The sequence below is a fragment of the Imperialibacter sp. genome (assembly GCF_048007035.1).
Taxonomy (GTDB): Bacteria; Bacteroidota; Bacteroidia; order Cytophagales; family Cyclobacteriaceae; genus Imperialibacter.
In genome coordinates this window covers 896,274-917,770 of sequence record NZ_CP180355.1, presented here as the reverse complement: position 1 = coordinate 917,770, position 21,497 = coordinate 896,274, and the positions used below count along the sequence as shown (strand labels likewise).

At 46.2% G+C, this 21,497-nt stretch carries 14 protein-coding genes; 6 read left to right on the top strand and 8 right to left on the bottom strand.

The window, feature by feature from the left end; translation table 11 throughout:
• The first annotated feature begins 245 nt into the window (after window positions 1-245).
• Window positions 246-884: a DUF4136 domain-containing protein gene (locus ACMVP2_RS04095; RefSeq protein WP_339793681.1), complete on the top strand. Its 639-nt coding sequence runs from the start codon at window positions 246-248 to the stop codon at window positions 882-884.
• 112 nt (window positions 885-996) lie between these two features.
• Window positions 997-1,704, top strand: a complete 708-nt coding sequence (locus ACMVP2_RS04090; RefSeq protein ID WP_416866834.1) for a head GIN domain-containing protein — start codon at window positions 997-999, stop codon at window positions 1,702-1,704.
• A 295-nt stretch (window positions 1,705-1,999) separates the two neighbouring features.
• On the opposite strand, the gene ACMVP2_RS04085 is transcribed toward ACMVP2_RS04090, so the two are convergent.
• From ACMVP2_RS04085 to ACMVP2_RS04070, 4 genes are all read right to left on the bottom strand, one after another.
• A complete protein-coding gene (locus ACMVP2_RS04085) occupies window positions 2,000-2,554 on the bottom strand; it encodes a DUF2911 domain-containing protein (protein WP_416866833.1) in 555 nt (184 codons plus the stop codon).
• A gap of 71 nt (window positions 2,555-2,625) precedes the next feature.
• Complete coding sequence (locus ACMVP2_RS04080; protein WP_416866832.1) at window positions 2,626-3,813, bottom strand: serine hydrolase domain-containing protein; 1,188 nt, start codon at window positions 3,811-3,813, stop codon at window positions 2,626-2,628.
• Window positions 3,797-4,336, bottom strand: coding sequence for an HD domain-containing protein (locus tag ACMVP2_RS04075; RefSeq protein ID WP_416866831.1), 540 nt, complete (start codon window positions 4,334-4,336; stop codon window positions 3,797-3,799). Before ACMVP2_RS04075 ends, ACMVP2_RS04080 begins: the two co-directional genes overlap by 17 nt.
• Before the next feature lie 88 nt (window positions 4,337-4,424).
• Window positions 4,425-9,617, bottom strand: coding sequence for a PKD domain-containing protein (locus tag ACMVP2_RS04070; RefSeq protein WP_416866830.1), 5,193 nt, complete (start codon window positions 9,615-9,617; stop codon window positions 4,425-4,427).
• Between the two features lie 324 nt (window positions 9,618-9,941).
• On the opposite strand from ACMVP2_RS04070, the gene ACMVP2_RS04065 reads away from it, so the two are divergent.
• Both ACMVP2_RS04065 and ACMVP2_RS04060 read left to right on the top strand, forming a co-directional pair.
• Entirely contained in the window at window positions 9,942-11,003 is a 1,062-nt protein-coding gene (locus ACMVP2_RS04065) for a type IX secretion system membrane protein PorP/SprF (protein ID WP_416866829.1), read from the top strand.
• Between the two features lie 134 nt (window positions 11,004-11,137).
• Window positions 11,138-12,382, top strand: a complete 1,245-nt coding sequence (locus tag ACMVP2_RS04060; RefSeq protein ID WP_416866828.1) for a M48 family metallopeptidase — start codon at window positions 11,138-11,140, stop codon at window positions 12,380-12,382.
• Here the strand turns inward: ACMVP2_RS04060 and ACMVP2_RS04055 are convergent.
• Together ACMVP2_RS04055 and ACMVP2_RS04050 are read right to left on the bottom strand one after the other, a co-directional pair.
• Window positions 12,372-16,283 (bottom strand): Ig-like domain-containing protein, encoded by a 3,912-nt coding sequence (locus tag ACMVP2_RS04055; protein WP_416866827.1) that lies wholly within the window; start codon window positions 16,281-16,283, stop codon window positions 12,372-12,374. The genes ACMVP2_RS04060 and ACMVP2_RS04055 overlap by 11 nt on opposite strands.
• Window positions 16,284-16,436: 153 nt before the next feature.
• Window positions 16,437-16,841, bottom strand: a complete 405-nt coding sequence (locus ACMVP2_RS04050) for a DUF1761 domain-containing protein (protein ID WP_416866826.1) — start codon at window positions 16,839-16,841, stop codon at window positions 16,437-16,439.
• Window positions 16,842-16,946: 105 nt separating this feature from the next.
• Between ACMVP2_RS04050 and ACMVP2_RS04045 the strand changes: the two genes are divergently transcribed.
• Window positions 16,947-17,978, top strand: a complete 1,032-nt coding sequence (locus ACMVP2_RS04045; RefSeq protein WP_416866825.1) for a sensor histidine kinase — start codon at window positions 16,947-16,949, stop codon at window positions 17,976-17,978.
• Entirely contained in the window at window positions 17,975-18,727 is a 753-nt protein-coding gene (locus ACMVP2_RS04040; protein ID WP_416866824.1) for a LytR/AlgR family response regulator transcription factor, read from the top strand. Before ACMVP2_RS04045 ends, ACMVP2_RS04040 begins: the two co-directional genes overlap by 4 nt.
• A gap of 12 nt (window positions 18,728-18,739) precedes the next feature.
• Here ACMVP2_RS04040 and ACMVP2_RS04035 read toward each other — a convergent pair whose 3' ends face one another.
• Entirely contained in the window at window positions 18,740-19,795 is a 1,056-nt protein-coding gene (locus ACMVP2_RS04035; protein ID WP_416866823.1) for an NAD(P)H-dependent glycerol-3-phosphate dehydrogenase, read from the bottom strand.
• Entirely contained in the window at window positions 19,773-21,467 is a 1,695-nt protein-coding gene (locus ACMVP2_RS04030; protein WP_416866822.1) for a 1-acyl-sn-glycerol-3-phosphate acyltransferase, read from the bottom strand. Before ACMVP2_RS04030 ends, ACMVP2_RS04035 begins: the two co-directional genes overlap by 23 nt.
• Window positions 21,468-21,497: the final 30 nt, after the last annotated feature.

The window sequence follows — 21,497 nt, the reverse complement described above, 5'->3', positions numbered from 1 at the left end:
ATATTTATCAGTGAAGAAGTTCTGGGAAACAAATTTTATTTACAGGGTGTTTTTCCTCCGTGACTTTCCGGATTCTTTATACAAAAAAAAGGAATCAATGGTTGCGCCAAAGGAAATATAGCTCACGATGGAAGATTTAATAATATCAAAAGTTTGCAGGTTCACGAAAGTTTGCTGAAATTCATGTAGTTACGAATATTCTGCAAGAGGATTATCTAATATCAATACAATTAATTGCGAGACGTATGAAATCAATCTTACTATTTGCTGGCACAATTATCTTGTTTTCCCTGGGCTCCTGTGTTTCTCAAAAAGACTTTATCATCGAATCGGATTATAGCTATCTGGGAAGATTCAACAAGTACAAGACCTTCGACTTTGTGAATATCGACAGGCGTGACAGCTCCAGCCACAATCCTGATCTGGAGAAATGGATTATTAACAGAATGGAGTCACAAGGCTATAGCTACTCCAATAGAAAACCCGATATATACGTTAACTACAAAATTTACTTCTCTGACCTGAAATACCGTGGCTACAATCAGGAGGATCTTAATGCATATCTCAACAAGGAAGTATCTTTGGCCTCCAATGATGAATTTGAGGATGAGGTTTACCTGAGTGATGCAGAGCTTACCGAACTCGAAAATGCTGAGGCTGCTTCAAGAAAAAGGGAGTATGACTCGAGGTACTATACGATGGACTCCGGGACATTGTTGATTATCCTTGTCGACAGAAGGAAGCACAGTGCAGTGTGGCAGGGATATGCCTCAGGTGTGTTTGCCCTTGGTGCCGACAACCTTGATCGCCAACTACGCAGAGCTGCGGGCGTTATTTTCGACAAATACAAAGTAGTGGCCGACGGCTACCTTATCAACGACTAGGCATTTCTGTAACACCGGTTCTATACTGAGCGTCTAAGAAAAAAGATGTGATTGATTGTGCAACCTTTACAATTAAATCACATCTTTGGTTTAAGGACAAACTCATTATATCATGAACAGACTAAGCAAATTTTTGCTGCTACTTGGTTTGACACTAGTGGTTCAGCAGGCTGTCGCTCAGCGGGTAAAGGAGGAAAGAAAGGTTTCTTCCTACGATGCCGTGAGCGTAAGCACAGGAATTGATGTTTACATTCGTCAGGGCAGCCGCCAGGAAGTTACAGTGGAGGTGGACAGAGATGACCTCGACGATTTGATGACAGAGGTAAGGGGCGGAGAGCTCAAAATCTATTTTGAAAACAATAACAGCTTCTGGAATTGGAAAGATCGTGACGCCACAGTTTACGTAACCGTTACCAATATCAAGTCTATTAAAAGTTCAAGTGGTTCAGATGTGACCGGGGAAACGATCATTGTCTCCGACTATTTGGAAGTAGAGTCTTCCTCAGGAGCTGATTTGAAACTACAGGTAAGAGCCAGAACACTCAGAGCTGAGTCGAGCAGCGGGTCAGATATGGAGCTGTCGGGCGAGGCCGAATATTTCGAAGGGCGCTCTTCTTCAGGAAGTGATTTGGATGCTATGGACTTAGTGGCTAAGAAAGCCAAGGTGAGAGCATCTAGCGGCTCAGATTTAGCGATTACGGTCACCGACGACATCGAAGCCGATGCCAGCAGTGGCAGCGACATTTCCTATTCTGGCAGGCCACAATATGTCAATATCGACGAGTCGTCGGGGGGAGATGTCCGCAGACGGAATTACTAAAACCAGACATTAACAATACAAAGGAAAAGGCTTCACCAAGGTGAAGCCTTTCTCTTTGCATCCAATAAAATGCTGCTTTGATAACACGACGGATCAATCTGTATTTCTGTGGGATTGATTTTTGGTATGGGTATTTTGTGCTTGCATAAAAAAGCAAAAGGTCCAAGCGAGACGCATTGAACCAGTTTTGCTTTTTTATTGCCGCCTATTTGCTGAATTGAATAACGTTCCTTTTGAGTTTTATCCCCCAGGTTTTTCGCTTGATCCAAAAAGACTGATGGATATATTTCAGTTGTTAGAACGTAAAAGGGACGTCTACCACCGTCTTGTCCCAACCAAGGCTCATAGTGGCGCCATTTGCCCCGCTTTTAGCAAATACAATCGAGAAGTATTCAATCGTATCGGCAACTTTCTTTGATGGAACAGTTACACGCAATACATCTTTGTCTTCTTTGTAGCTGTAGGCCCCCCAATAGTCGAGAGCTGAGCTAAAAATGATCGTCCACTCAGATTCGCCTGGAATAGTGAAAAGTGAGTAGGTGCCGGCCTTCAATTTTTTGCCAGCCACCGTAGCGTCTTTGTAAAGCTTGATCTCAGTGTTTTCATTGGCTCCTGTTCTCCAAACCTTTCCGTACGACTCAAGTTTTCCAAAAATCTCCCGGTCATTCTTTTTGGGTCTGCTATAAATTACCCGTACGAGGGCCTCATCGCTTCCTTTTCGGTCGTGGGCAAAGTTGTCGGGATAGTAAGCCATGTCCATTGAGCTTTTGTCGGGCCCCCTAAAATCCTGTGCCTGTGAAGAAAAGGCAATCAGAGAAATGAATGAAATCAATAGTAATGTCTTTTTCATATTGCTAAATATTTAAGCGTTGAAGGTCTGTGGTTTTTAGTTTTTGCTTTGTCGGTTGGTTTACCAATTGCTCATTTATAAAGAGTGAAAATGTTTCTGAAAATGTAATGACTGGCCTCTATTCGAAACTGGTCAGGATCAAACTGCCCGCTGCCGTCATCGGTATTGGTAATGGAGATACATGCCGTGCCTGAGCCTGGATGAATATAAAAAAAAGAATAAAATGCTTTTTGAGTGCCAGTGTGGCCTACTACCTGCATGTCATTGAAGTCTTCAAGAAAAAAGGAAGAAGCGATAGACTCGTCAATACCATCGACGACGCCGATGGGCAGTTGTTTTTTCCACAGCTCCTCTAACGTTGACCTTTTGAGTATTTCGAAACCATCGTGATGGCCAGTGAGAAAGCCCAGGTATTTCAGCATATCGCTGATGGAAGCATTGAGCCCACCATTGCTGGTGGTGATGCCTGTGTCGAAATCGAGCCCATTGGCTACCGGCTGCCCGTTTACAAGGGTATAGTTGTTGGCCCGGTACTTCAGCAAATGGTAAGGTGTAATGTCAAAATAACTGCTGTGCATGCCAAGTGGCTTCAAAACATTCTTGTCGATATACACCTCGTAGTCATCACCAGTAATGATCTCTATAATTCTGCCAAGAAAGATAAGGGCGGGGTTGGAGTAGCTGTATTTGCTTCCGGGTTCAAACAAAATTTCTGTGTAGGGGAGCATGGCCACTATCTGGCTCCATTCGGTAGGCTCAAAAGGGTGCCAGTCTTTGTTGCCACCCCAGGGCCAAGTGGGATCACGAAAGCCTGTGGAGTGGCTCAATACCATTTGAAGAGTAATATCGTCCATGCTGCCGAAAGGATTGTGTACCATCCGAAGCTCGGGCAGGTATTTGGTTAGCGGATCACTGAGTTGCAGAAGTCCTCTGTCCCTCAACTGCATGATTCCGATGCTTGTAAATGTTTTGGTGATGGAGGCCCAATGGAAAATAGTATTTTCATCCACGTTTCGCTCACTTTTCAGGTCAGCTTTGCCAACATAGCTGCTGCCAATTACCTTTCCTTTTTCAACGAAAACCAAAGCACCACCTACCACATCGTTACTCTCCAGGGAGCTTCTGAAATAGCCATCAGCGGCTTTCCATGCTTTGTCAAAACCTTTCGGACTCTGACCAATAGCTGAGCCCAAGGTTACGAAAACACATAGCAGAACGAGTGTTATGTGGCCATAGAGCAATTCAGACTTTAAGCTCATCCCTATTTTGTTTGAGTACTTCGATAATGAAGGCTATATGCTCTTCCGGTGTGACACCAAATAATTCCATGCCTTTGTTTACTTCGTCCCGGTCGACAGTGGCGGCAAAGCTTTTCTGTTTAAGTTTTTTCATCACCGATTTCACCTCCAGCGACTCGATGCCATCGGGTCGCACCTGGCAGCAGGCCACGATAAATCCTGTGATTTCGTCGCAGGCTATCAGCCCTTTGTCCAGCAGCGTATCGTATGACACTCCCCAGTGGGTATAATGCGCTGAAATAGCATGAGCGATTTTTTCAAGCCCCTTTTCATTTAGCAGTGACACAATGCGGTTCGGATGCTCTGTCGGCCAGGCTTCATAGTCGGCGTCGTGCAGCAGGCCTGCAATGGCCCATTCATCGGCATTTTCTCCCAATTTGCTGGCGTAGGCTTCCATCACCAGCTCTACGGTGCGGGCATGCCTGCGGAGGCTGTCTCCCTTTGTCATTTCAAATAGCAGTGCCCTGGCTTCTTCTCTTGTCATAACAAGTAAATAAAAAGCACCCTAAGGTGCTTTTAAAAGTTTATTTGAACGTTCAACTATGTTAGTCAATCTCGCCGATAAATCGAAGCTATTTTACAAGAGTGACGCCTCCCCGTTGCTCGAAAGTTTCGTTGGTAGCGTCAAGATTGCTTTTGTACCTCATCACATAGGCATAGGTGCCAACCGGCAAAGGTGAGCCGTTGAAATAGCCGTTCCATCTGAAGTCAATGCTGTCACTTTGATAAACCAGCACGCCCCATCGGTTGTAGATGAAAATAGTGAAATCTGTTACGTACGGATTTGGAAACACATAGAAGGCCTCGTTTTGCGGCAGCCCCCGGCCGTCTGGCGAAAAGGCATTCGGAGCAAAAATTCTTGGGCGACAATCGTCAGTTACTACTACCCGGGCAGTTCTGCAGATGCTGCCATTGGAGAAGGTGACTTCGTAAGTGCCAGGCTCTGAAGCAGCGTAAGTGGGCAATACAGAAATAATGTCCAAGCTTGGAAGCTTCCTCCACTCATAGGTATTGAAAATGCCAGGATCAAGCACCACTGTACCATTGGCTGGGTCTTCTGAGCAGAATGTTAACGTGGCCGGCAGTGATATTTCTGAATCGAAAATAGGCACCACGCTGACGTTGAGTTCTGCCGATGCTTCACAGCTATTGTCTATGCCTCTCACTGTGACCTGGTAAAGTCCGCCAAGCCCTGTGCTGATTGAAGCGGTAGTTTCTGGCAGAATAGTTCCATCAGGCCCTGTCCATTCAAAAGTCACCTGGGCGGGAATATTCGCCTGCGCTGTTAATATCACCTGTGTCTCGTTATCGCAATCAGGTTCCTGAATGAGGGTGACCTCAAGCACGTTCTCCACTTGCACAGTTGTGTCAACAGTTACAAAACAGCCCGAGTTGCGGTTGCGGATTGTCACAGCATATGAGCCGGACCGATTCACTACTGTAGTAGCAGAGGAAGCACCATTGCTCCAGCCAAAGATGTAGTCAGCAGGATCCTCGCCACTTGTAAGAGCGGCTGTCAGCGTTAGCTCGCCATCGCAAGGATCACCGGAAACGGCGATACTTCCCTCAGGGTCTTCACTAAGGAAGAACTGGATTTGTTCAGTTTGAGGACAAAGCCCTGGGCCGGAGCTTGTAACTGTGTACAAACCACCCTGAGAAATATTTACAGAGGATGTAGTGTCGGCTAAAATCGCTCCGTTAGGATCAGTCCATGTATACTTTACGTTCCCCGTAACTGGCCTCACCTCAATGGTTCCAGTTGTGCCACAGTCGGTTTGTATCGGATCGAAGTTGAATTCGGCCGTTGGTGCTTGCTCAACCACTACATTTTGCTGGGTTTGAAGGCATCCATCTGCTGTATTTGTCATTTCAACAGTGTATGTTCCAAAAGGAATATTGGAAGTGACGGTGCTGGTGCTGGCGGTAAACGACCCGGTTGTAGCATCAATTCCTGTCGAAAAGTCAATCACCCTGTAAGAATAATTGCCTGGAGCGCTGGCGGTAATGGTGATGTTGCCATCGTCGCAACCATTGTTAGGCACGGCAGATGTGATTGTGAATGAGGGATTGTTACTATTGATACCCACGGCACCAAGTGTGGTTGTACATCCGTTCACTGTATTGCTCACGGTTACTCTGTATGATCCGGCCGGTAGGTTGGGAATGCTGTCAGTAAAAGGCCCGTCAATTGGCCGGTTTTGAATAATATTTGTTCCGTTGTTACTCGAAATAGTGTAGCTATAGCTGAAAGAACCTGGGACGTCTATTTTTAAGGCTCCGTCCGATATAGCACACCCGGATGCATTATAGGGAGTAACGGTCGGTTGAGGCGCTTCCAGGATCGTATAGGTTATTCGGTTCGTCGTTTGGCAGCCGTTCACATCGAAAATGCTCACTGCATACTCGAAGTCGCCAGCCACTGATGTGTCAATATCCTGAAAACGACCTGTATTGCCAGTACCTGCACCATTAATCGCCCAGGTGTAGGTGGCTCCCGGGTTTTGTGCGTCCAAAGGATCCAGTTCTTCGCCTGCACAGATGATCTGGTCAGGGCCAAAGTCTACAATCGGTCGTTGATCGCCCACGAGGGTAGTTAGCGTATCGGAGCGGCAGCCAGCCGCATTGGTAATGAATATCGTGATGGTGCTTGGTTGCAGTACAGTGATCTCTCTGGTCGTTTCGCCGGTTGACCAGGTATAAGTGAGCCCTGGATCGTCTTGAGGCCAGGCAGTAAGCACCACACCATTGTCGTCGCAAATGGCAACCGCACTAGGCACAATGGGCTGCTCTGGTGTAGGGTTGATTACTACCGTTTGAACCAGCGTTGTATCCAGACCACAGCGATTGGTGATATTCAAAGTGACATTGAATGTTCCTACTTGCTGGTATACGTGAGTTGTGTCCGGGCCAAGGGCCTGGGCACCATCACCAAAGTTCCAGGCAAACTCGTCAATATCGGAGGTGCCGGTAGCAGTAAACCGGGTGGGTTGGCCCACGCAGCCACCATCAACTGTGATCGACGGATCCTGTGGAGGGTTAAGTATGTTTTGCGCAAAGTTAGGAAGGCCCAGCCTGGAAATTCTGCCGTCCAGATCAAAGCCCTGGTCATTATAACCTGCCTGCACTTCATCTCCATTAGAGTTTGAAATCGTGCCAAGGTTGCCGCTATTGTCTTTTGCCATGTAGATCACCTGATCGGGGCCAATTTGGAGGGAGCCATACCCCGTTCCTGAAGCTAACTGGAATTTACTTTGCTCAATAAACTGGACGACAGAGTCATCAGAATAAGTAACGCTGGCGTTGAGAAGGCTATCCAGGTTGTACTGGAACAGTTTGGAGTTAGCGCCGGTAGTGGTGACATACACTCTTGCACCGCCAGAGGAAAACTCAAGACCATAGGCTTCGCTTGGTGCTGGTTCTTCCAGATCGATCAGCAGTGGGGAAGTAAACGCTCCGCTGGCAGCGTCGAAGTTGACCAACTCGAGGAAGTTTTCAGCTCCCGGAATTACCGAGCCAATCATGGAGCCGGTGGGTGATACTTTCATGGTGCCCCGGCCGTTGAGTTCTTCTGCGAATGAGAGCGTTTTCCCAATGGAGCTAATCCGAGCATTGCCAATGCCTGAGGTAGTTATTGGGTAGGCCCTGTAGTTGTTGTTGCCATACTCGTGCCCAAAAAGCCAGGTAGTGCCACCTCCAACACCGGTCGCAGCCAGCTTTTCCGAGCTATTGGTAAACAGTGGCCTGTCCTTGATAATCACAGCTCCACGAGCCAAATCCTGCTTCATATCAACCACAGAAAAACGCATGTTATAGGAACGATCACCATATACCTGGTCGGTGGTAATTATGTAAAAAAGCGTTTCATTGTCGGGAATCGGCAGTATAATGGAAGACTGGGCTGAAGTACTGTCTCCGCCAATCAGCGTGCCGTTGAGCATTATCTCGTGGTCTTTGTTCCAGACCGTTCGTCCGTTGGTGTAGAAGAGAAGCTCGCCGTTCCGATCCGAAATAGAAGCACAACCCTCTGGCGAACTCATCAGGTTTTCATCGGTCAATGCTGCTGGCGGGTTTTCATTGAAGTCAATGCCGGCCTGCTCACCAAAATACCAGATATTGGCTTTTTGCTCGTCGTTACCATAAACCGTTACTTCGAAAGAAGCGAAAGCCGGGCAGCCGGTGGTAAGGTCGGTTACCTGTGCCCAATAAGTACCCGCAGAATCGATCTCGATGATTTGGGTGGTTTCACCGGTCGACCAGAGGAACGAATAATTTCCCTGCTGTCCGCTGGGAAGTGCATTCCTTTGGAGTTTTTCTCCCGGGCAAATCGTTGTGTCGGTGAGATGGGTTAGTTCAAGCTGATTATCAATAATGTTCAACACCTGTGTCGTAGACTGGCTTTGCCCATTTAGGAAGGCTGTTAAAGTAACAGTGTAGGGGCCGGGGTTCTGATAGGTATAAATGGGCGCATATTCCTGCGACCCACCACCATCTCCGTAGTCCCAGGTAACGAACTGAGGGGTGGGTTCCACACTTGGAGAAAACATGGTGGGTGTGTTCTGGCAAAAGCCGAAGATATTAAAGCTCATATTGAACACAATGGGTGCCGATGTGCTGGTGGCCGGGAACTGCCTTCCCAGTGCATCGCCAAAATCGGGTATTTGCGCCTGGTAAGCTACAGAATCGGGCAGGCTATCAGGCTGGTTGACACGGCCAATAGAAAATGGCCCGCTATTGGCCGCCTGGTACAAATGGTAGATTCGCTGATCCGGCCCTTTTTTTAACCCGAAGCTTCGGAAGTAACCTCCCACGATGCTGTTAGAAGTTTGGAGAGAGTCGAAATCGAACTGATGTAGCTGACCGGTAAGTGCATTGTTGCCTCCATGCCTTGAGTAGTACAGCTTGGTGCCGTCATTGGACCATTCTACGTCGTAAATCGATTGCCCCGAACCATCGTTTACTCCGGTGTTGAGGATCTGGCGTTCAAAAGTTAAGGTGCCCAGATTCGAGTCGAAACGAAGGATTTGAATGTTTCTGTTGCCTGTTTTAGGAGCTACAGCTATGATGATTGAATCCGGCGCGAAGGTGTGTACGCCAAAAGCTGCGGCCTCAGCGGTAGGATTTGACGCATTGAAAAAATTGAAGGTGTTGGTTGTACCAAAACCAGCAGCGGAGACTTCGTATACTACATAGTCGCCTGTGGTTCGGTTTTGAGACAGCAGCCAAAACCTTTGCCTGTTGGGACCAGGAATGATCACCATAGCTTCGGCTGGTGTGGTAAGGCCCGTAGACTGATTCAACTGGCTGATATCACCGAGTGTAGGCGCAGCTGCCGAGGCGTTTCCTGAGAGGTTTTTATCAGCCACAGAAAACTGAATTTCATTGGCACCACCGCTGCCCGGGTTGGTGAAAATATAAAACTGGCTCGTTGTTCCAGGCACAGGACAGGCTACTGCGGCTTGATTAAGCGATGGGTCGCCGCCTAATCCTGCGCCGCCGGGAGTGACTCTGTTCGAGCCGTCGTAGACATTGGCACCGTCGGTATAGAACCATAAATCGCCTGTTATTGGATCCGAAATCGTCACGCCGCCACCAAGCCCAAATGGAGTGGCCTGGTCGTCGATAACGATAGGCTGAAAGTCACCTTTGTCGAAATCAAGAGCCTGAGAGGTGCTTCCAAAGCGCCAGTGCAGGTCCGTAAAATCCTGTGCCAGCGTAGTAAAATTCACCTGAAGTAAAATAAAGCAACTTAAAACTAATTTTCTCACACACCTATCGTTAATCATGTTGTTTTAGTTTTGCTAAGTAAAGTTAGAATGATCCATTGATTAATGGACGATTATTCCAGGTTAAACTGCAAGTTTGCAGTTGAAAAGTAGAACGTTGGATAGGTGAGTTAGTATATGATAGTTGTCTGTAATGTGAAATTGTCATTCCATTTTAAGGTGTAATCATTGACCAGGCCGAAATGGCAACCTAATTTTTGCCAAATATATCGAATGCAGATTGAGATGATTAGTCATGTCTTATATCGTGTCTATTTCATAAATGATTTTAAATTTAATATTTTGCGGGAGATGTTAAACAGGAACATGGGTATTTTAAAGTCAATCAATTGGGCTATAGTCATACCCATTTGGTTTGTAGTCATCTCTTTATTTCCAAACAACGGACAGGCTCAAGACCCTCAGTTCTCGCAGTATTATGCTGCCCCACTGTACCTCAACCCTGGATTGGCGGGCATTAACCAAAGAGGTAGGGCCGGCATCAACTACCGTAATCAGTGGCCCAGTATTAGTGCTGGTTTTGAGACTTATTCAGCCTTTTTCGATTACAATTTAGAGGACTACAACAGTAGCATTGGTGCAATCGTTACTACCGACAAAGAAGGGATAGAAGGGTTAAGGTCAACTTCGGTAGCACTTCAGTATGCCTATCAGGTACGACTAAACTACAAATGGACTTTTCGTCCGGCCATTCAGGGCTCTTATACCTTCAGGGATGTCAACTTCGATAATCTGACCTTTGGAGACCAATTCGACGAAAATGGTCTGGTGCGACCGGTGTCACAGGAAGCATTTCCACCTGGGGTGAATGTCAGGTATTTTGATCTTGGCCTTGGGGGGATCATATATAATGACCGTATTTGGTTAGGCGCTTCGCTGTTTAATATTACTCAACCAGATCAAAGCTTTTTTGGCACAGGCGAGAGCATTTTACAGAGGAGGTTCTCCTTGCATGGGGGGTATAAATTTGATTTGCCGGTGGGCCCATTTAAACGTGGAAAGACTGACGCCGGACAAGAGAGAAGTATTTCTCCCACTTTCAACTACAAAAAACAAGGGCTGTACGATCAGTTAGATCTCGGCGCCTATGTAACGATTGAACCTCTCATTACCGGCTTGTGGTACCGTGGCATCCCAATCAAACAGTTCAATGGCTTTCCTAATAATGAAGCGCTGATCGCCATGGTGGGCCTGATGCACAACAACTTCACTTTTGGATACAGTTTCGATTACACGCTCTCCCGGTTGGGCATTGGCAGTGGTGGTGCGCATGAAATCAGCATTATCTATTCGTTTAGCTGGAATGATCCCCGCAAGCCACCCCGAAGTGTGAGAGAGTTGAGCTGCCCGATCCCATTTATTTTCTAAATGAGATTTGATCCCTTACATTAGGCCTGAAAAACGCAAAGACTTGGCGGTGAAAGCCGGTTTATTCCAAACGATGAGTTCGGGTATTAACCTTTGACGTTTTCTGACTATTTGTTTTTATACGAGCTGTCACCATGGAAAAACAGACAATATTATGGATCCTTCTGGGGATCATTGTGCTTGATTTTATAGTAGAAGAAGTACTTTCTTACCTCAATAGAAAAAGCAGCTACAGACCTTTGCCAAGTCAGTTTAAGGATATTTACGACGAAGAAAAATACCAGAAATCGCTGGCTTATCAGAGAGACAAAGAAAAGTTTTCGTCGATCACAACCGTCATTTCATTTGTTGCTACGCTTGCCTTGTTGCTCAAAGGTGGCTTCGGCATGATTGACGGATGGTTGCGAGCCTACACAGGCAATGAGGTCACGCTGGCGCTTTCTTTTTTTGCTGTGCTTTATTTTGCTTCCGACCTGTTGACCTTACCCTTTCAGCTGTATAACGTTTTTGTAATCGAGGAGAAATACGGTTTTAATAAAACCACCCCGAAGACCTTCGTGCTCGATAAGTTAAAAGGATATTTACTCACCATCATATTTGGTGGCTTGCTCGTAGGGATACTCATCGTTCTTATCCTCTTTTTAGGGAAGGACTTCTGGATATACTTCTGGGGGGTAATGGTGGTATTCATGCTTTTGGCAAACCTTTTCTACACCTCAGTTATTGTGCCTCTGTTCAATAAGCTTACACCGCTGGCCGATGGAACCCTTCGGGAAGCCATTACCAAATACAGCCAGGGCGTCAATTTTCCATTGACCAATATTTTTGTAATTGATGGCTCCAAAAGATCTTCTAAGGCCAACGCTTATTTTTCTGGTCTTGGCAAAAAGAAGAAAATCGTGCTTTTCGATACACTGTTGGAAAAGCATACGGAGGAGGAGTTGGTGGCTGTGCTGGCGCATGAGGTGGGGCACTACAAAAAAAAGCACATCATCGGTTCGCTGGTGCTTGGGGTGTTGCAAACTGGTGTCATGCTTTATCTTTTGTCTCTGCTGATTTTTAATTCGCAGGTCAGCTTCGCCATGGGGGGGGACATTACTGCTATCCACTTGAATTTGCTGGCTTTTGGCATTTTGTACAGCCCGGTGTCCAGAATCCTTGGCATTCTCATGAACGTGCTAAGCAGGAAGAATGAGTTTGAAGCAGACGCTTATGCGGCAGAAACTTATGAAGCTCGGCCTTTGGCTACAGCACTAAAAAAGCTGTCGGTTGACAGCTTGAGCAACTTGTTTCCACACCCCTGGTATGTGTTTGTGCATTATTCGCACCCACCCATGCTGAAGAGACTGGAGCGGCTGGAAAGCCGATCTAATGTTTGATGACCCTGAACGTTTTTGTTTTCATCCCATCTATTCTGATCAGATATACACCTGGTTTTAAATCAGCAATATCAATAGTGGCATTTTGTCCAATAGTTACTCGTCGTAGTACTGACCCAGCAAGATCCACGATGGATACCTCTGAGGAAAAAGCTATGGTTTTAAACTGCAATAATCCTGAAGTAGGGTTGGGGAAAATTTCAATTTCGTCCAGCTCTGAATCAGTACCCAGTACAGTTGATTCAATATCCAGCACGTTGGAGCTTATTCTCGAATAAGTCTCCAATATCCTTCCCAAGCTAACTGGTTGCAAAAGAACAACATCAACCCGGTAAGAGGTGTTGACTGTGTTGCTATAGTTTTTATCGGTGTACGAAGTAGTTGAGCTGGAAAGTGCTTCGAGTAATTGCCATTCTCCTTCACCTTCCCTCTTATAAAGCTCAACACTGCTATAAGAAATGCCAATGTATTGGTTCCAGATTAGGTTAACGTCATTGTCAATTCCCAGGCTGCTGGTTAGGTGGATAGTTTTATGAAAGTCACTTAAGCCGCTTTCTGCACCGCATTGGTCTACCACGGTTAACTTGTATTTAAATGATTTAACGGCAGCATCTGATTCGTTATCGATAAATTCAAGTGGCTCACCTGACGTCACAAATCCTGTTAGTGAGTACACGTCCTCATTGGATCCTTCTTTGTAGATGTTGTATTTTTCAATATTGTAGCCTGCTCCTTTTTGCCATACCACTTTGTTTTTTCCAGTATTGCTGTCATTGGTCACCAGGGCAATCTCCTGACCAGAAAAAACGGGGACAGTGAGGCTTGAGCTACTTCCTCCGGACGCTGATACTGTGTTGTTGCAATAGTCAATGCCGATGACGAATTGCTTTTCGAAAGAGGCTCCGGCGGCATCGGTCGTCGCCAACCTTACTGAGAAGTTGTTCTCTTTGTTCAGAAATGCCGAGCTGTTGGTGTACAGTGTGCCTCCCACTAGATCGAATAGGGCGTTATCACCATCTCCTTCACCTGCCGCTTTCGAATAGGTAAAAGTATCTGCATCCACATCTGTGGAGGCAAGGGCCAGTCCAATTTGAAGTGGCCCGCCTGTATTGGTAACCGAAATTGGTGCCATGGTGACATCCGTGGGAGCATCGTTGACAGAGGCTATGGCAAGGGTAACGGTTGCTGCGTCTGATGTGAGCTCTGAATCGCCGACCAGGAAGGTGAACGAATCTGAACCATTGAAATTTGGAGACGGTGTATAAGTAAATGCGCCGCTTGTCCCGTCGACACTCACAGAGCCATGGGAAGGGTTTTCCACAACAGAGAATGATAGATTACCTTTTTCAGGGTCTGATCCAGTGAGGATGCCTGACACTGCAGTATCCTCGAAAGTTTCGGAGGTGCTGCTGTTGGCCACCGGTGGCTCGTTGACATCAGTCAAAGTAATATTGAATTTCTTTCTAAGCACATTTTCGGCAGCATCGGTGGAAGTAACTTCAATTTCGAAGGAAGACCGCTCTTCGAAGTCAAAAGCATTGTTAACGAGCAGTTGATCGCCATCAATCAGAAAAAGCTGGTTCTCTGGCATTTCTTCGTTGTCGGACAGGGAGTAAGCGAAGGAATCTTCCAAATCGGGGTCGGTGGTTGAAAAAGATCCGATAACGGTATTCAACGCACTATTTTCAGCGAAGCCCGATGATGACAGAGAGATATTTGTGGGGGCCTCATTAACGTCTGCGACAGTGATAGTCACAGCTTTGGAAAACGTTGCTCCTTCTGCATCCTCCGTTTGCAGCCTTATATTGAAGCTTGACTTTGTTTCAAAATCAAATGTTTCTGCCGTCAGTAGCTGGTCAGCATCAACAGTAAACGAGGCGTTGTCTTCTGCGCCTTCTCCTTCAACCAGGGTGTAGAAATGGGTGTCATCGCCATCTTGATCTGCCGATGTTAGCAGGCCCAACAGCGTATTCGCTTCAAGGTTTTCCGAAACTTCGAGCGCTGAGACTTCGATATCTGTCGGTGCTTCATTGACATCCTCAATATTGATAGTTAACACTGCAGTTGAACTATGCTTGCCGTCAGAAACCTCGATGGTAAGGTTATACGTTGCGGTAGTTTCGAAGTCCAATTCTTTTGCAAGTGTCAGTACTCCGTCAGTTGAAAGTTGAAATGCTTCGTCGGTGTTTCCTGATTGGATGGAGATGGTGAGGGGGTCGTTGTCCAGGTCGTAGGCTGACAATGCCGTTAGCTCTGTGCTGATTTGCTCACTTTCCACAATACTTATACCGTTAGAGGCTAGCTCCGGTAAGGAATTCAGAGCAATTCTAACTACAAATGTAGTCGGGCCAATGTCAGAAAAACCGGCCAACAGTATGCTGGTTTCATCAATAAGTAAAGACGTAGAAAGCTGGCTGATTCCAGATTTATCAGAACTATAAGATTGCTCCCAAAGGATTTCTCCATTTGGGCTAACCTCGACTATCCAATAGTTGTCGCTTCGTCGGTTAGAGTTTGATTGAACATCAAAATCCCATGAATCGGTCATTCCTGAAAGAATCATATTTCCACTCCCCTTGATATGCAGTTGTTTAATAATTTCTGAATTGCTGCCTCCATAGGCTCTTTCCCACTGTATTTCGCCATCTTGATTTATAGCTATCAGCCATATATCATTCTGCCCATGTGTATTCGATTGAATATCGCCACCTTGGGAGAGGGTATTTCCTGCTAAAACTATGTTGCCATTGGCTAGTGTTTTCATCTTCTTAAGGATGTCGTACTCACTTCCTCCGAAGTTCTTTTCCCATAACACGTCACCGTTTGAATCAACGTTTAATATCCAGTAGTCTTCTTTGGCATTAGCCGAAAAACTGCTACTCCAGCCCGATACCACAAAACCGTTACAACAGTTGGTTTCGACAGCGAACAGACGATCTGTTCTATTTCCCCCATAGGTTTTTTCCCAAAGTATATTGCCAGACAAATCAGTTTTTATTAGCCAGCCATCTGATGATCCGAGATTGCCAGACTGAATGTCTCCGTCGCTGGATTCTGTTGATCCGACTAGTAGGAATCCTTCATCAGGTAGATGCATAATATCTGCCACTTCATCTTTTTTGGATCCGCCGTATGACTCTTCCCAAATCAAATCACCATTTTCGTTGGTCTTAATAAGTAGTATGTCGCCAGTGTTCCTCGAATTTCCTGCCATTAAATAAGAGTTGTCAGGTAGGGTAACTATACAACAGATTGAACTTTGCTCTGTAATATTATATTTCTTCTCCCACTCAACCTGTCCTAGGCCATTAATTTTAAGGGCCCAAAACTTGTCTTTACCATCGTCATTGCCAGGCACTCCTTCATTGTCAGATGTGGTTAAACCACCCATCAAAATTTCGCTGGAATTACTTTGAATCAAAGAAGTGATATCATCCTCATAACCACTCCCGTAGTTATTCGTCCACTCAACTTGAGACAGACGTTGATTACGGGGAGAGGTTAAGATGGTCAAAAAAACATTCGACTCATTAGAATCATCGGCCCCATCATTCACCTTATATTTAAACAAATCCTTCCCAAAATAGTCGGCTTCTGGGCTGTAGGTAAAGGAGCCATCCTCTTCAACGAGCAGAGTGCCGTGTGCTGGCTGCAAGGTTATTTCAATTGATAATGGATCATTCTCTTCGTCGCTGGCTTTGGACAAAAGCCCGTCTTCGGCAGACGTGGATAATGTCGAATTTACTTGCGTGGTGAAGTAATAATAGGATGATACGGGTGCAGTATTCACCCATTCATGGTGGCCTTCGTTGCCTGACTTCACAGTACGGTCAATGCAAAGTGCCTTATAGTTGCCTAAAATTACTGTAGTAGTAATTGCACAGAGAAGCGCATTTTTCATTTGTCAAATATTGATAAAACATAAATTGAAACTCAATATATTGATAAATGACTGATGATCGTGATAAATTTCATATTAACTTATGGGGGTAATTATTAAATAAAGTTATGACTTGTGAGCGATTCTTGTCGTTATGCGCCGATAACATGTTTATCAATGCCACACCCCCACAATTCCTCCCGTCACAGTGAAGGATACCACCTGGTAGCCAGCGTTGATGGCCCAGAGGCGGAACGACTTCCGTTCGAAAAGATTGGTAACACCCATTCCAAGCGCCACCCAGCCAAAGCCTGCCAGAAAGCCTGCAATTAATCCGAAAGTAATGTCTGATTCGGCTCCGATGAAGGCGGCCAGGTTGAAGGCCATGATGAGCTCGAGCACAAAAGCAGTTCCGAAGATTTTGCCCTGGCCACTTTTAAGGTCATCATCTGTGAAGTTGTTTTCTTTCATCCATGCTTTGGCAAAGAGGATGGGGGAGTACCACACGCCACCTACAAGGAAGGCGCTGAAAGCTGCCACAAATATGGCGAGGTAGTTTAGTTGCGATAAATCAGTCATATTGGTAAGGTTTTGAAAGTAAGTGTTGAAACAAGCTAAATCCTTAATTTTAAGGATGAAAACTGGATTTACTTAAGCCGAATCCCACCATTCCGAAACTGGAAAATGAAGCACTCAAGCCATTTGTCCCGCATCGACGACCGCACTATCCGCTGGATAGGGATTCCTGCTTTCGGTATTTTTATACCCAACTTCACGGGTCTGTTTGGCGATCTTTGGGTGTCCGACTGGATGTACTGGCTTGGTTATATTTACTTCATTTTCATTTCGTGGAGCATCTGGCAGGGGAATCGCTGGTTGCTATTCAAGCAACGTGAAAACATGGACTGGTTCAGTAGCCCTGTCAGAAAACTGATCATTCTTGTGGCAGCCAATGTGTTTTATACTGCGCCAGTGACCGTGGCGCTGATCGTTGGCTGGTACTGGTTTTCCGGTGTCGGCCCGATTGACTGGGATGCTGTGCAGCTGGTGTCTCTGGCCAATGTGATCTGTGTTATTTTTGTCACTCATGCCTACGAAACCGTCTTTCTGATCAAGGAGCGCCAAACCGACTTGTTGGCCTTTGAGCAGCTGGAGCGAGCCAGAGTGGAGGCTGAGCTTGAGATTTTGAAGAGCCAGATCGACCCGCATTTCATGTTCAACTCGCTCAATACACTTGCCTACCTGATTGAAAACGACAGAGACAGGGCGCTTCAGTTCAACGAGAGCTTGTCGGATGTGTACAGGTATATCCTCATGAACAAACAGAAGGAGCTGGTGTCTCTTGAAGAGGAGATTGCTTTCGCTAACAGCTATTTCACATTGGTTAGGATCAGGTTTGGCGACGGGGTGCATTTTGATGTGGACATTGCTGATGAGTCTAATAAACTGATGGCACCTATCAGCCTGCAACTGCTTTTGGAGAATGCGGTAAAACACAACGAGTTTAGCGAAAAGGAGCCCCTGGTTATTCGGCTGCGGTTGAATAATGGTTGGGTGGAAGTGGCCAACAACCTGCAAGCCAAATACCTCAAAGGAACTTCCAGAATAGGGCTGCGAAATCTAACGGAACGTTACAGATTGCTAACCGGCAAGGAGGTGCTTTTTGAGGCAACAGAGAAGGAATTTAAAGTGAAATTGCCCTATCTTGAAGTATGAAAGTCGCTATCATAGAAGACGAAGTGCCTGCCAGACAGCAACTTATTTCCCTTCTGCGAAAGTTGAGAAACGACATTGACGTAGTCAATGAATCGACAAGTGTGAAAGAGGCAGTTGCCTTCCTTCAGGAGACACCTGTGGTTGACTTGTTGTTCATGGACATACAGCTAAACGATGGCCTTTCTTTCGAAATTTTTAAGAAAGCGACGGTGAGCTGTCCTGTAATTTTCACTACCGCATTTGATCAGTATATGCTCGACGCATTCAGGCAGAATGGTATTGACTACCTGCTGAAGCCACTAAAAAAAGCCGATTTAGCGCAGGCATTTACAAAGCTGGAGAAACTGAAAAGTCATTTTTCCTCTGATATAGTAGATGCTTTGCGATCGGTTCAGGAAGAGCAAAGTGGATTCAAGAAAAGGTTTGTGGCAAAAAAGGGGATCAGTTTCAAGTCGGTACCTGTAGATGAGATTCAATACTTTTTTTCTGAGCACAAAGTAAGCTTTCTTGTCAATAGAGAAGGAGAGAAGTTGATACTGGACAAGCCGCTGGCAGATATTGAAGCCGACCTCGACCCGGCCACCTTTTTTCGAATTAACCGGAAGTACATAGCGGCTATTTCAGCCATCGAGAGTTACCGGAGTTTTGAAAAAGGAAAGTTGTCGGTGCAGTTGATCCCGGCGCCACGGGAGGAAATTGTTGTGAGTCAGGAGAAGGCAAGTGTCTTTAAGGGGTGGATGGAAAAGTGATCTTTTACCGCTCTACAAAAAATCTATTTCAGCTCTGAAAGGGAATTTCATCAGGTAGGTGGTGGCATCTCCCACGGTCATTTCTTCATTGATGATGTTGTGCAAGGCCTCCGTAATTGGGCAACGTACTTTGTAGAATTCCGAAAGGCTTTTGACGATTTCAATGGTTCGTACCCCTTCGGCAGTTTCTTCCATGCTTTCGATGATGTCTTTGATCTTTTCACCCTTTGCCAGCCTTGTGCCAACGGTAAAATTGCGGCTGTGCTGGCTCGAGCAGGTGGCGATGAGATCGCCAACGCCGGCTAGTCCTATAAAGGCTTTTGTGTTCCCGCCTAGTGCCTGACCGATATAGATCATTTCTACCATGCCCCGGCTAATGAGCAGGGCTTTGGCATTCTCACCCAGGCCGAGCCCGTGGATAACACCGGCACCAATAGCGATGATATTTTTCAGTACACCACACAACTCAACACCGATGAGGTCGCTGTTACCATAAATGAGAAAACGCTCATTTTTCAGCAATTGCTGGCCGGCATTGATCACTTCGTCAAAGTGGCTGGCTACCACTGAAGCTGCTGGCTGCCGGGCTGCCATTTCACCAGCGAGGTTAGGACCTGCCAGACAACCCACTCTCACGACGGAGCTTTCCTCCATGATCACCTCGCTCATGGTCTTTACATAGTCCCGGCTAAGTGGCCTGTTGGCATTAAGCTGCTTGTTGTCAGGAAGGCTCACATCGAAGCCCTTCGTACCATGGATGAGGATATGGTAGGGGCGAAGATAGGGCGACATGCGGCGGATGAGCTCCCGCAGGTTGGCGGAAGGCACAACCGGGAAAATGACATTACACGACTTAGCCACAAGCTCCAGGTCGTTGGTTACCATGATTCTTTCATGAAGGGGTTGCCCGGAACTCTCCCTCTTGTCATTAATATTTTTTGCTCTTTCCGGTGTGCGGGCATAAAGTATTACGTCTGTCTTTTCAGCCAGCATATTGGCTATCACAGTCCCGAAACTGCCGGCGCCTAATACGCCCACCGGATCTTTAGATGAACTTTTCGAGGTCATAGCCATCCATCCGGTTATAGTAGTAAAAAAGCCTGTTCATGTCCTGCGTTGTCACATTTCCCTTTTTGTTCTTCAAAATAGGCCTCAGGGCATGGTACATGCCGCAGTTGTCAATTCCGTATTTGATCACATCGTCAACGGGCCCCTCAAGGTGACTGGCGAAATTGATTTTCCCCATTTCCTTCATGCGGAATATTTCCTCTCTAAGCTTGCTGAAAGTCTCTCTGAACTCGGCGTAGTCAATTTCCGTGTCCTCATCAGGCAGGCGGAGCAGATTGTAAAGATCAAGCGCCGGGTTTCTCCTTTTGATCATTTCAAAAGCTGTGAAAGCTACCAGGTGGCTGCTAAATACCCGGTTGTATTTGTGGTACTCTTCTACAATCCTTTTGGCGAGAATACGGGTATATTCCTGTTCCCGCTGTGCGTCGAAGGTGATTACGCCATCGGTGGTGAAGTAGTCCTTTATTTCCATCGGGTTTCCCTGCTTGTCAAGGCTGTTGCCGTGGTTGTCTACATAGTTGCCAAACACATCCATGGCCCTGCCAATGCTTACCGAGATGTCGGAGCCTCTGGTGAAAAACTTCAGCAGAAACTTGATGATTTTGTAAGATGTGGAGTACTCATCATTTTCCACGTAGTATCGCTCCTGACCCTTTCTTTCAAGATAGTCGTTGATAAGGCTGGGCGCTTCAAGAACGAAGTGGTAGTTGAGCACTACCGGCACGATGAAAATCTTTTTGGCCTTCTCTTCGTCTTCTTCAAAATGCTCCCGCTGTGCAGCCACTGTTGTGCTCAGCAAGCCTAGCTTAAGTTGGGTTTCAATAGCACCTGATCTTGACCTGGTGCCCCCAGGGAAGAACAAGCTATGGCAGCCATATTTCAAAGCTTCCTGAGAATACGTCTTGAGTGTTTCCAGGTAGATTAAATTTTTCTTTCTTCTGTCTACTTTGTAAGCACCAAGGCTATTCATAAAGTAAGCGAAGATCCTGATATTGAATAGGTTGAGTCCGGCACCGTAGATAAATGGTGGTAAGCCCATGTGCTGAATTACCCAGCCAATGAGTATTGAATCGAGGTTGCTAAAGTGCGTGGGCACCATAACGATGGTGCCTCTTCTGGCCAGTCGACGGAGCTGCTCTACTTGCCCGACCACGTGGATTTTGTCATCGAGGTCAAGCTGTTTGCTCCAAAGGGACTTAATGCCTTTTACCCGGGTAGCATTGAGCAGGCGAGCAAAGCCAAAAGTGATGACGGTACGGGCAAACCTGTAGTGAGAGTTTTTGAAATTACCGGAGATCTCGTTGGCGTAACGCTTGATAATCTCCCGAAGGATGGCCTCTTCGGTTTCCTTCTTTTTCACCTCATCATCGTGAGGAATTTCAATAAGCCTTTTCTGTATCTGGTTCCAAAAGTCCTTTTCGTCTTTTGGATCAACTTTCCACGGGTTCTGCTTCATGCGCAGTCTTTCCCTGTAAACGGTTGACTCCAGTTCTTCTTTCAGCGATCGCCCTGATGTGAGAGTGATCAGGTTTTTCAGGCTCTCATTGGTAACAGTTTCAATGAAAGCTTTCTTGTTTTTGTTCAGCTGCACAATAGGCCAGTAACGGGTCCTCGGCAGAACTGGCTTATACCTCTTCTTTTCTCCTTTTATCTTTTCCGTCTCAGCTTCCATTCACAATCAGGCTTCTTGGGGGGCCAATAT

What these genes read in the sequence shown, in the direction of transcription:
- ACMVP2_RS04075 (WP_416866831.1), bottom strand. Translation starts at nt 4,336, where the DNA reads ATGACAAGAGAAGAAGCCAGGGCACTGCTATTTGAAATGACAAAGGGA.
- ACMVP2_RS04095 (WP_339793681.1), top strand. Translation starts at nt 246, where the DNA reads ATGAAATCAATCTTACTATTTGCTGGCACAATTATCTTGTTTTCCCTG.
- ACMVP2_RS04040 (WP_416866824.1), top strand. Translation starts at nt 17,975, where the DNA reads ATGAAAGTCGCTATCATAGAAGACGAAGTGCCTGCCAGACAGCAACTT.
- ACMVP2_RS04030 (WP_416866822.1), bottom strand. Translation starts at nt 21,467, where the DNA reads ATGGAAGCTGAGACGGAAAAGATAAAAGGAGAAAAGAAGAGGTATAAG.
- ACMVP2_RS04085 (WP_416866833.1), bottom strand. Translation starts at nt 2,554, where the DNA reads ATGAAAAAGACATTACTATTGATTTCATTCATTTCTCTGATTGCCTTT.
- ACMVP2_RS04060 (WP_416866828.1), top strand. Translation starts at nt 11,138, where the DNA reads ATGGAAAAACAGACAATATTATGGATCCTTCTGGGGATCATTGTGCTT.
- ACMVP2_RS04050 (WP_416866826.1), bottom strand. Translation starts at nt 16,841, where the DNA reads ATGACTGATTTATCGCAACTAAACTACCTCGCCATATTTGTGGCAGCT.
- ACMVP2_RS04055 (WP_416866827.1), bottom strand. Translation starts at nt 16,283, where the DNA reads ATGAAAAATGCGCTTCTCTGTGCAATTACTACTACAGTAATTTTAGGC.
- ACMVP2_RS04045 (WP_416866825.1), top strand. Translation starts at nt 16,947, where the DNA reads ATGAAGCACTCAAGCCATTTGTCCCGCATCGACGACCGCACTATCCGC.
- ACMVP2_RS04065 (WP_416866829.1), top strand. Translation starts at nt 9,942, where the DNA reads ATGGGTATTTTAAAGTCAATCAATTGGGCTATAGTCATACCCATTTGG.
- ACMVP2_RS04035 (WP_416866823.1), bottom strand. Translation starts at nt 19,795, where the DNA reads ATGACCTCGAAAAGTTCATCTAAAGATCCGGTGGGCGTATTAGGCGCC.
- ACMVP2_RS04080 (WP_416866832.1), bottom strand. Translation starts at nt 3,813, where the DNA reads ATGAGCTTAAAGTCTGAATTGCTCTATGGCCACATAACACTCGTTCTG.
- ACMVP2_RS04090 (WP_416866834.1), top strand. Translation starts at nt 997, where the DNA reads ATGAACAGACTAAGCAAATTTTTGCTGCTACTTGGTTTGACACTAGTG.